We start from the raw sequence: 10,489 nt of genomic DNA, 5'->3' as shown, positions 1-10,489 counted from the left end.
TGCCTTCGCCCATCCAGGGGCGGGCACGCGGCAGCCCATCGGTGATTAATGAACAACACATGAAGGGGACGTGAGCAGTTTTGACCAAACCACAGCGAACACCTGATCACGCCTGATCAATCTCGCTCAAACAAGAGCGGAATTGATCAGGCGGAGTGCCGGCGCGTACCGGTGTGCCACACGGTCCGGGTCGCCCCCAGGCGACCCACCCGCCGGCCTACCTTGCGTCGCCCCGCGTCGCCCGCACCAGGCCGGCGGGCCGCATGTCGGTCCAGGCACCCTCGATCACGTCCAGACATTCCTGACGCGAACCTTCCGGACCGGCGGCGCGCCAGCCGCCCGGAACCTCGATGTGCGCGGGCCACAACGAGTACTGCCCCTCGTCGTTCACCAGCGCCACGAACCGCCCCGACTCGTCATCGAAAGGATTGGTCACGACCGTCCCCCACTTGTTCTCATTCTTTCCACGACATGTTCATCACTTATGCCCAGACGTGCCGCGTCGGTCACTTTCCCGCGCCATGCCATCGATCCCCCAAGCCCCAGAAATGCGATCCCGGGCACGCGGAACGGAGATACGTTACGCCTCCGGATACCGCGAAGATGCGTGTGCCCGATCCAGGGATAACCCGACTTCGCCCGCACGCCAATCACATTAGAGGACCCTCGGCGACGAAAGGCGAGTATTCGCCTGGTTACTCACAAGTATCGGATCGGCGGGGAGAGGGCGCATCCGCCCGGGGTATATGCCAGCAGGCCGTCGGGAGAAAAATTCAGCCACCCGATGTCCCAATGGTGCGGGTAGAACTTGATTTGAACCATGCACTTTCGGATATCCTCCGGCGTGCGCCCGCGTACTCCTGTTACACACAGAGATCACGGCAAGCTCCCATGCGCCGGGCGCGCGCCCCCCGCCCGACCGGGGGAACCGGACAGCCCGGCCGTCACTCGCTCGACGCCGACGCCGGTGTGAGGCGCGCGAGGCCGACGTCGCCGGCCGCTCGACCCGACGTCACGGCGCGACGCCTGCATCACCGGCCGCTCGACCCCGGTGTGAGCCGCGCTGGGCCGAAGTCACCGGCCGCTCGACCCCGACGTCGGACGCCATCGGCCGCAACCGCTCCGGCGGTTCGCACATCCGCTACGTCCTCAACGGGATTCGTCGTCGCGAAGTGACGGCCGGACCTGGGCGGCTCCGAGCCGCCGGAGCGCCACTCGATGCGGCACGGGCCGCACGGGTGGTCGCCGTCGCCACCACCGAAGACGATCCCGCCACGAGGACGACCGGCAGCACCTGGGGGTGGATCGCACAGCGCAGGGGAGGTGTCCCGCCGGGAGGCGTACGTCCCGTCCCCGCGCCTCAGGCCCGGCGCACAAGGGCGGCACCGGGTGGTCCGGACCCTCGAACTGTCGTGCAAGCGTGGACGCGGCGACGGGATCCCTGCCCGTACAGCCGCCTGCGACGGGCACCGGGCAAGCTCACTCGCACCGTACGGACGGAACACACGCACGCACACCCGCACGGCGAACGCGCGCGCCGCGTTCTGCGGCACGCGCGGGCTGCCGCCTCCCGTCGGTCAGCGGTCCCCCTTCTGTCGGACTCACGCCAACAGCGCCTCCAGCGCCGCCGCCGTCTCCGGGTGGCGTCCGACGAGTACCGCGCCGGAGGGCACCGCTGCCTCCGCCTCCCACGTGTCCTCGCAGCCCAGCAGCTCCGCCAAGCTGTCGCAGGTCTCCGGGTGTGCGGCGAGCAGTGCGGCACGGCCGGCCGTGCCGCCACCGGCTGCCGCGGGGGCGGCCGGCGATTCCGGGGCGGCCTGCCACGGCGGGACCCAGGCGTCCAGCGCCGCGAGGCGGCCGGGGAAGACGCGGCCGGCCTCGCGGATCAGCAGAGGGGCCAGGTCGGCGCCCTCGGACCGCAGGGTGGTGATCAACGTCGGCAGCCAGGGGAGCAGCACCGGATCCGGCAGCCGCGCGAAGGCGTTCGAGACCGCCTCCACGACGAAGTCGGCCAGCTGCGGCACCGGCTCCAGGGCGTGCAGGAATCCGCTGAGGTACCGGGGATAGGCAGGCACCACCAGCGGGTCGGCCAGCAGTCCGTCGCACCACTTCCTCAGCTCCGCGCGGGAGACCTGCCCCAGCTGCACCCGGGCCGCCCACAGCAGCGCCACCCTGGACGGCTCCCGTGGGTGCGACTGTGCGAAGGCCAGGTCCAGCTGGGTCCGGTCGCAGCCCAGTGACAGGGCGAGGCTCTCCATGCTGAAGAGGAATCCCAGCATCGCGGCGACCTGACGGACGGTCGCGTCCTCGTCGGCGAACGCCGTCGGCAGCAGCGTGCAGTAGTGCGCGTACCCCGTCTTGGCGAAGGACTCGATCCACACCGGCAGCACCGGCCTGCTGATCCGGTAGTACGCCAGGAGCCGGCGCACCCTGCGCAGGACCTCCGGCGCTCCGTCGACGCTGCGCTCGGTGGCGAGCACCTCCAGGGCCCGGGTGCCCAGCTCGTCGGCGAGGCGGCCGCTGCCCAGATACAGCACGGCGTCCTCCACGGCCCCGAGGACCTGCGCCGTGGTGGCGTTCGGGGCGTAGGCGGCGCGGCGCAGGCGCTGCTCCAGGACCTGCTCGATGCTGACGCCCTCGTAGCCGAGCTCGATGAGCGCCCGCTGATGGGTGCCCAGAGCAAGGTCCCAGGACTCCTGGACCGACTGCTTGCCGAGCTCCCGTTCCCCCATGATCGGCCGGGCGGCGCCGTGGGGCATCAGGTGGCGCAGCATCCACAGCACGTCGGAGCACCGGCGCAGGTCCGGCTGGGAGTTCATGTCCAGCAGGGCCCGCTGCACACCGCGCTGCTGGAGCTTGAGATTCAGCGGAGCGAGGCGGTCGTGCACGTCGCGGGCGAGGGGCGGCAGCGCGTCGTAGCCGACCTGGCCGATCCGGTCGCCGCCCATCAGGATCTCGACGAGGCGGCGGACGTCGCGCCTCCCCGGCACGGTCTCCTTCTCGATGCAGGTGACCGCCGCGTCCTGGAAGTCGTACGGGGTGGGCCTGGCCCGGTCCCGCATGCCGGCCAGCAGGATCGACGTCTCGAACACCGCGATGGCGTCGGCGGTGGAGGCGAGATAGCCGTTGCGCCGGGCGGAGCGCACGATCTCCACCGACCATCCGAGGAGTTCGGCCTCGTCCAGCCGGTCCAGGGCGGGAGGGCTCTGCAGGAAGCCCGTGAGCTTGTCGGAGACTTCCTCCGGTGCCTCGGGCACTGCCGGCGCGACGGCCTTCCTCGGTTTCGCGGCCTTCTTGGCACCCGCCTGGCCCGCGAGCCGGAACGGCTGTACCCGGGTGCGCTTGAGGTTCTTGGCCCACTGGGTGGCGGCGATCGACACGGACCCGGCGGCGAGGCCGAACTGCCCCTCGATCGCGGCGTGGCTGGACGGGATGAGCCCGTGTTGCCAGGTGCTCTCGCTCGGCGGAGTGATCTCGAAGGTGTCGCTGCCGTGGACACCGAACTCCTCGACACGGCTGGACGCGTGGAACGCGCCGCAGACGTAGAGGCAGTCCTCCGGATCGGTGCCGGTCGCGGCGAGGTGTTCGCGCATCCTGGTCCACATGTAGCGCTCACGGTCCTCGTCCACCCGGACCCGGTCCGTGTCCCCGGGGGCCAGACGGCGGAACAGGCTGCCGATGAGGAGCATGACCTGGCGGTAGGTGTCGTGGTCGCTGTCGCCGAGCGGAAGTTCGACGTACTGGTGCCACCACTCCGACCAGTGCCGCACGCGGCCGTGGTGCAGCAGGTGCTCCTCCAGTTCGGCGAAGCGGGGCCGCAGGTCGCCGATCTCCACCCCCACGGCGTCGCCGTGCAGCGCCGCCTCCTCCTCGGCGGGCGGGGCGTCCGGGCCGGTGGGCTCCTTCTCGCCCGCCTGCCACTGGAACACGTGGTCCGAGGACCGGTCGACGAGCACCAGCTCGACGCCGGGGGTGTCCAACGCGTAGGCGATGGCCTGGTACTCGGCCGACGCCTCGGTGATGGGGGCCACGACCGACAGGGGTGCCCACTCCGCGGGGAAGCCCTTGACCTCACTCGCGAACGCCTGGACGGCCACCGGCAGGCGGCAGTTGCGCAGCTCCGGCAGCAGGGGCGCCATGTCCTCGCACAGCTCCAGATACACGACCTTCGGCTGCTTCTCCCGGAGCCTCCGGGCCATCGCGACTGCCGACGCGGGCGAGTGGTGGCAGACGGGGAAGATCTCCAGAGGCTCGCGCACGGCGCGGTCGACGTCGTCGACGATGCCGAGGAGGATGCCCTGCAACGCGTCCGGGCCGTCGGCGAACTCCGTCGCGGCGTCCTGGAGTTGTCCCCGCAGCGCCTCGAACTGGGTCTCCTCGCTCGGGGCACTCATGACAGGGTGGCGATCGCGTCACGGCCGCCCTCGAGGAACTCGGGCCAGGAGCCGCCCTCCTCCTTGCTGCGCGGCTCGACGACGCCGTGCAGGTACTTGTTGAGGATGGCCAGGTCCTCGGGCTCGCGCCGGGCCAGCGAGCCGACGAGCGAGGAGGCGAGGGTACGGGCGGTCAGCGCGCGTTCGCCGAAGAAGTTGCTGTGCAGGATCGCGTCCTCCAGTACGCCGATCTGCTCGGCGCTCGACAGGGCGGACTCCAGCTTCTCGTCGTCACTTCCGGCTGCGGCGGCGGAGGCCCGGAGGTCGGCGAAGCTCTCCAGCAGTACGTCGAGCAGGGTCGGCGGCACGTCCAGCTCGATCCGATGCCGGCGCAGCAGCTCCTCCGTGCGGAAGCGGACGATCTCCGCCTCGCTCTTCTTGTTCGTCACCACCGGGATGCGGACGAAGTTGAAACGCCGCTTGAGCGCGGAGGACAGGTCGTTTACGCCGCGGTCGCGGCTGTTGGCCGTGGCGATGACGGAGAAGCCCGGCTTGGCGAAGACGATGTTGTCGCTGTCCATCTCCGGGACCGAGATGTACTTCTCCGACAGGATCGAGATCAGGGCGTCCTGCACGTCACTGGTGGAGCGCGTGAGCTCCTCGAAACGGCCGATCGCCCCCGTCTCCATCGCGGTCATGATCGGTGAGGGGATCATCGACTCCCGCGACTGGCCCTTGGAGATCACCATGGACACGTTCCAGGAGTACTTGATGTGGTCCTCGGTGGTACCTGCCGTTCCCTGCACCACGAGGGTGGAGTTGCGGGAGATGGCGGCGGACAGCAGCTCGGCCAGCCAGCTCTTGCCCGTGCCCGGGTCGCCGATGAGGAGCAGACCCCGGTCGGAGGCCAGCGTGACGATGGAGCGCTCGACGAAGCTGCGGTCGCCGTACCACTTCTGGGAGATCTCGCGGTCGAGGCCGTCGGAGCGCTCCGAGCCCAGGATGAACAGGCGGACCATCTTGGGTGAGAGGCGCCAGGAGAACGGCTTGGGGCCGTCGTCGACGGACTCCAGCCAGTCGAGCTCTTCGGCGTACTTGATCTCGGCGGGGGCGCGCAACAGGTCGGACATGGGTGTACAGGCCTTTCTGAGATGTGGGGTTCAGCTGCACCGGGGCCGAGAGGCCTCAGGTGAGGAAGGTCTTGAGCTCGTGGACGAGCTTGCGGATGTGGCCGGAGAGCACCGGGGTTCCCTGGTCCTTGAAGCGCTCCCTGAACCACGGGTTGACGCTGGCACGGCCGGAGCTGGTCACGGAGCCGACCGGGATGAACTTCGCCCCGGAGCGGTGGATGGCGGCCATGCTCTCGAAGAGCGGCTCGGTCTGCCATTCGTAGAAGTCCGAGATCCACACGACGACCGTGTTGCGGGGCTCGGCGATCTTCGGCTGGGCCAGTGCCATGGCGACCGTGCCGTCGGTGCCGCCCCCGAGGTTGGTGCGCAGCAGGGTCTCGAAGGGGTCGTGCACCCATGGGGTCAGATCGAGCGCCTGCGTGTCGTACGCGATGAGGTGGACGTCCACCTTGGGCAGTCCCGCGAAGATCGAGGCCAGGATCGTGCAGTTGACCATCGAGTCGACCATCGAGCCCGACTGGTCGACGACCACGATCAGCCGCTGGGGCGTCGTCTTCCGCGCGGTGTGGCGGTAGAAGAGGCGGTCGACGTAGAGCCGCTCCTCCTCGGGGTCCCAGTTGGTGAGGTTCTTCCAGATCGTGCGGTCGAGGTCCAGGTTGCGGAACACCCGCTTGGGCGGGACCGAACGGTCCAGGGCGCCGACGGTCGACTTCTCCACCTGTGTGCGCAGGACCTCCGCGACCTCGTCGACGAAGCGGCGGATCAGCGCCTTGGCGTTGGCCAGGGCCACACCGGACAGGTTGTCCTTGTCACGCAGCAGCTGTTCGATCAGCGACATGCTCGGCGTCAGCTGCCCGGCGAGCTGTGGGTCGGCGAGCACTTCGCGCAGCCTCATCCGCTTGACCAGCCCGGCCTCGATGGAGCCGAGCTCCGGGCCGATCTCCGGAATGAGCCGTCTCAGGTCGGGGGTCCTGCCGCCGCCGCCCGTACCGGTCGGGCTGACGCCCGTCCCGCCCGCGCGTCCGCCGCGCAGCTCACCGGGTCTGCACCCGAGCGCGCGCTCCAGCCAGCCCGCGTCCGACTGCCACCGGGAGAGCTGGCCCGCGGTGACGGTGCCGGGCGGGGAGTGGAAGACGTTCAGCAGCACCTTCGACACGAGCGCGGCGCGCCGCACCTCGGCGGCCCGGTCGCGGACGTCGTCCCCTGCCGCTCCCGCTTCCGTCTCCGCGTCCACGTCCGCGCCCACGTCCGGCGTCATCAGACCGTCGAACTCCGTGGCCAGCTCGGGATGGCGCTGCACGACGGAGTCGACCGACGCCTGCGGATCCAGCAGCGCGGCCGGCAGCCCGATGTCCTCCACCACGGCGAGGCTCGCCGACTCCAGGGCCGCCTGTTCCTCGTGGTCGAAGAGCCGGGCGAGGAGGCGCCAGTACATGACCTGGCGGCGGTTGTCGTACGAGGCCTCTCCGGTCGCCTCGGGACTCTGCTGTCCGTTCATTTCCGCAACAGCCTTCCCGCGCGCTCGCTCAGCACCTTCGCGGCGTCGGTGGCTGCCTTCTCCGCCCTGACCCCGGCCTTGTCCGCCGTGCCTCCGGCCCATGCCCCCGCTTGCACCGCGGTCACCTTCTTCCGCACCGTGGTCTCGACGGCGAGCGGCTGCACACCGAACGCCCCGGCGTCCCAGCGGATCAGCGCGATGCACGCGCCGGACTTGGCGACGGCCTCGGGGGTGAGCGGCCCGGCGGCCGGGATGCGGTCGGTGTCGACGACGAGGTCGAGCCCCGCGACGGTGAAAGTCAGTACGCCGTCGTCATCCGTCCGCGCGGTGTAGCCCTCCAGGAAGACGGGTACCGCGATGCGTGCCGGATGCCGGTCCAGGGGTGCGGTCACCGGGGCCGTCGCGGCGGGCAGTGCCACGCGGGCGGTGGCGAACGCCTCGGCGGGCTCACCGGGGCGGGCGTACTCGTCGCTCCAGACGAGGTCGCCCTCAGCTGTGACCGGCATGCCGGTGAGGTGCATCGAGCGGCCCTCGCCGGCCGCCGCGAGGAGCGACATGTGCGGGCGCAGCAGCTGCCAGATCCCGGCTCCGAGGACCGTGTCGGGCTTCGGCACCGACACACCGGCGCGCACGAGGCGGGGAGCGGAGCCGTCCGCCGGCTCGAGGACGGCGTGCACCTGCGCCTGCGCGGCGGTCGCGTGCTCCTGTACGTCGATGCCGAGGGGCAGCAGGCGTCCGTCGACGGTGCCGGTGACCGGGGTCGCGGCAGCTCCGGGCACCGTCAGCAGCATCCCGCGCGACCAGAGGTCGGCCCAGCGGCGTACCGGAAAGCGTTCCGCCGAGGCACCGGGACAGGACGCGGCGAGTTCGGCGGCGAAGCCGTCGAGGAGAACCGCCAGGCGGCGCAGCGACGGCTCCGGAAGCATCGCGGAGACGATCTCCGCCGCTCCGGACACCACCTCGTGGTCGATGCCCTGCCAGCCGCAGCGCGCCAGCTCGGAGAGCCACGCACAGGCGGCCGCAGGCAGATTGGCCATCGGCTGTCCGGCCGTCACCGACACCGCCTCCGCGCCGCGTGAGCGGCCGGCCGCCTCCTCGACGCGGATCAGCAGGGCGTCGTGGACGGAGCCGAGCAGCGCGGTCCGCGCGGCGGCCAGGGCCACGAAGTGGTCCTCGCCCGCCGCTCCGGCCGCAGCCTTCGCGGCGGCCTCGGCGACCCTGGAGGCCAGCGGCGTCCCCGCCACGGCGTCGGCGAGCCGTGCCGGGCCGTCGGCCCCGGCGGGCTGGGGACGGAGCAGGCCTGCGACCAGAGCCCTGTCGAAGGCGTCGACCGCCGACAGCGCTTCGTCGAGCCCCTCGACGGGTCCGGCGAGGAGGTCGGCGCGCATCACGCCACCGCCCTGGTGGGCGGGAAGAACTGCATCTCGGGCAACGGCGTGGTGACCGGGGCGTGTTCGAGGTAGGCCAGGTGACGCAGGAACCGGCTGAAGACGGATGCGGCGGCCTTCGTCGTGTCCGCCCCCGGGCGGGTGCTCCGCATGGCTGAGGCGAGCACGGCCCCGTCCACGTCCCCTTCCGGGACCTCGGCCTTCAGATACCGGACCACGCGGTCGGCGCCGTACTGCAGGACCGCCTCGTTGATCAGGGCGCCGATGTGGTTGCAGAACGATCCGCGCGCACCTCCGCAGGGGCGGTTGTTGTTGGTGCTGCACGCGAACGCGTAGGTCCCCGTGGCGACCGACGACACGTAGACCCGCCCGATGTCCGAACCGCTGGACACCACACCCTGCAGGCGTCCGTCGGCCAGTTCGACGAACGGAACCTTGGCGAGCTTGCGCGGCCGCGCGGGTGGTATCACCCGTGCCGTGCTCGACCTCTCCCAATCGGACAACGCGCCATCTCCAATGCACAGCTAAGGGGTCGTCACCGCCGGACCGGCGGAACACGACTGAACCTACTGGGGCCCACTGACAACGCCGTGACCACGGGCGGGAGCCGCTCGCCGCCGGGGACCGGCCCCGGGGGCGGGGCGGGGGAACGTCCCGGGTCGCACACCGCCCGGGCGTCCGGAGCCGCCGCCTCCTCGACGGCGCCCCTGGCCCCGGCTACGCGAGCCCGGTCACCCGCATCGTGATGTTCAGCCGGCCCGACCTGAGCCCGGTGGCCGGGTCACCGGTGCCTTCGTGGACCTTGGGCACCCCGTGGTACGCGAAGCGCGAGGGGCCGCCGAGGACGAACAGGTCGCCCGAGGAGAGTTCGATGTCCGTGTACGGCTTGGTGCGGGTCTCGGTGTTCCCGACGCGGAAGACGCAGGTGTCGCCGATGGACAGGGAGACGACGGGGGCCGACGACCGCTCGTCCTTGTCCTGGTGCATGCCCATCCTGGCCTGCCCGTCGTAGTAGTTGACGAGCGCGGTGTCCGGGGTGTACCCCTGTGCGGCTTCCTCGTCGCCGTACGCCTCCACGAGGGCGCTGCGGCCCAGCCGGACCATCCAGTCCGGGAATTCGGCGACCGGCAGGCCGTTCACGTCGTCCGCGGTGCGGGTGTATCTGTACGGCTGCCAGTGCCAGCCCACGCACACGGTCCGGACGGACATGACGCCGCCGCGCGGCAGCCGGGTGTGACGGATGGGGACGGGGCCGGTGGCCCAGGCGCGGCACACCGTCACCAGCTCGCGCTGCTGCGCGGGGGTGAGCCAGTCCGGTACGTGCCAGGCGCCAGGGGCGACTTCCATGGCGGGGCGCGGAAGGAGTGCGCTCATGACGCCGCCCTCCCGGGCGGGCAGGCGGTCACCCGGCGGTGACGTACGTCCCTGGTGCCGCAGCTGATCAGCGGTGACGCTTGGTCTGCGGGAGCGTTCATGGGGTGGCTCTCCTGGTGCGGGCGGGTCCGCCGGGGCATCGTGCCGTCAGGCCGCCCGGTGGTGGTTCTCCAGGTCCAGGAGCTGCCGCTTGCGATCGAGACCGCCCGAGTAGCCGGTGAGTGCGCCGCTCGCGCCGATCACGCGGTGGCAGGGGCGGACGACGAGGAGCGGGTTCGCGCCGATCGCGGTGCCGACCGAGCGCACCGCCATGCGCGAGGCGCCGATCCGCGCGGCGATCTCTCCGTAGCTGAGCGTGGTGCCGTAGGGGATGGCGTCCAGGGCCTTCCACACGCGGCGCTGGAAGTCGGTGCCACGGCTGACGGCGCACTCGATGCCGAAGCCGGCCCGGCTGCCCTCGAAGTACGCGCGCAGCTCGGCGGCGATCGTGGTGAAGGCGTCCGCGTCCTGCGTCCAGCCGTCCTGGACCGTGGCGCCGCCCTTCTGGCCCGGCACCGAGAGCGAGGCGAGGGCGGTGCCGCCCTGTGCGGTGGTCGACTCCTCGCCCACCAGCAGCAGCTCGCCGAGCGGGCTGTCGATCGTGGTGTAGAGCGTCATGGTCGGGGTCCTTCCGGGGTCTTCGTCGTACGGGTCGACTGTGCGGGGTCCGAGGTGATCCGGCCGGCG

General features: G+C 71.2%; 8 protein-coding genes. All 8 read right to left on the bottom strand.

Annotated elements, in window-relative coordinates:
- Positions 1 to 217: 217 nt before the first annotated feature.
- Entirely contained in the window at positions 218 to 436 is a 219-nt protein-coding gene (locus HED23_RS10075) for an MbtH family protein (RefSeq protein ID WP_203183061.1), read from the bottom strand.
- 1,165 nt (positions 437 to 1,601) lie between these two features.
- Positions 1,602 to 4,394, bottom strand: coding sequence for a DUF5682 family protein (locus HED23_RS10070; RefSeq protein WP_203183060.1), 2,793 nt, complete (start codon positions 4,392 to 4,394; stop codon positions 1,602 to 1,604).
- Positions 4,391 to 5,503 carry an ATP-binding protein gene (locus HED23_RS10065; RefSeq protein ID WP_203183059.1) on the bottom strand — a complete coding sequence of 371 codons (1,113 nt, stop codon included), beginning with the start codon at positions 5,501 to 5,503 and terminating at the stop codon, positions 4,391 to 4,393. The genes HED23_RS10070 and HED23_RS10065 overlap by 4 nt, the downstream gene beginning before the upstream one ends.
- A 55-nt stretch (positions 5,504 to 5,558) precedes the next feature.
- Positions 5,559 to 7,001, bottom strand: coding sequence for a vWA domain-containing protein (locus tag HED23_RS10060; protein WP_203183058.1), 1,443 nt, complete (start codon positions 6,999 to 7,001; stop codon positions 5,559 to 5,561).
- Positions 6,998 to 8,389, bottom strand: coding sequence for a hypothetical protein (locus HED23_RS10055; RefSeq protein ID WP_203183057.1), 1,392 nt, complete (start codon positions 8,387 to 8,389; stop codon positions 6,998 to 7,000). Before HED23_RS10055 ends, HED23_RS10060 begins: the two co-directional genes overlap by 4 nt.
- Complete coding sequence (locus HED23_RS10050; RefSeq protein WP_238441904.1) at positions 8,389 to 8,859, bottom strand: hypothetical protein; 471 nt, start codon at positions 8,857 to 8,859, stop codon at positions 8,389 to 8,391. The genes HED23_RS10055 and HED23_RS10050 overlap by 1 nt, the downstream gene beginning before the upstream one ends.
- 247 nt (positions 8,860 to 9,106) lie before the next feature.
- Positions 9,107 to 9,763, bottom strand: coding sequence for an alpha-ketoglutarate-dependent dioxygenase AlkB family protein (locus tag HED23_RS10045; protein ID WP_203183056.1), 657 nt, complete (start codon positions 9,761 to 9,763; stop codon positions 9,107 to 9,109).
- A 147-nt stretch (positions 9,764 to 9,910) separates the two neighbouring features.
- Positions 9,911 to 10,420: a methylated-DNA--[protein]-cysteine S-methyltransferase gene (locus tag HED23_RS10040; RefSeq protein WP_203183055.1), complete on the bottom strand. Its 510-nt coding sequence runs from the start codon at positions 10,418 to 10,420 to the stop codon at positions 9,911 to 9,913.
- Positions 10,421 to 10,489 lie beyond the last annotated feature (69 nt).

The sequence above is a fragment of the Streptomyces pratensis genome (assembly GCF_016804005.1).
Lineage (GTDB): Bacteria > Actinomycetota > Actinomycetes > Streptomycetales > Streptomycetaceae > Streptomyces > Streptomyces pratensis_A.
The sequence above is the reverse complement of the archived record's forward strand: the minus strand, read 5'-3'. Positions and strand labels throughout refer to the sequence as shown.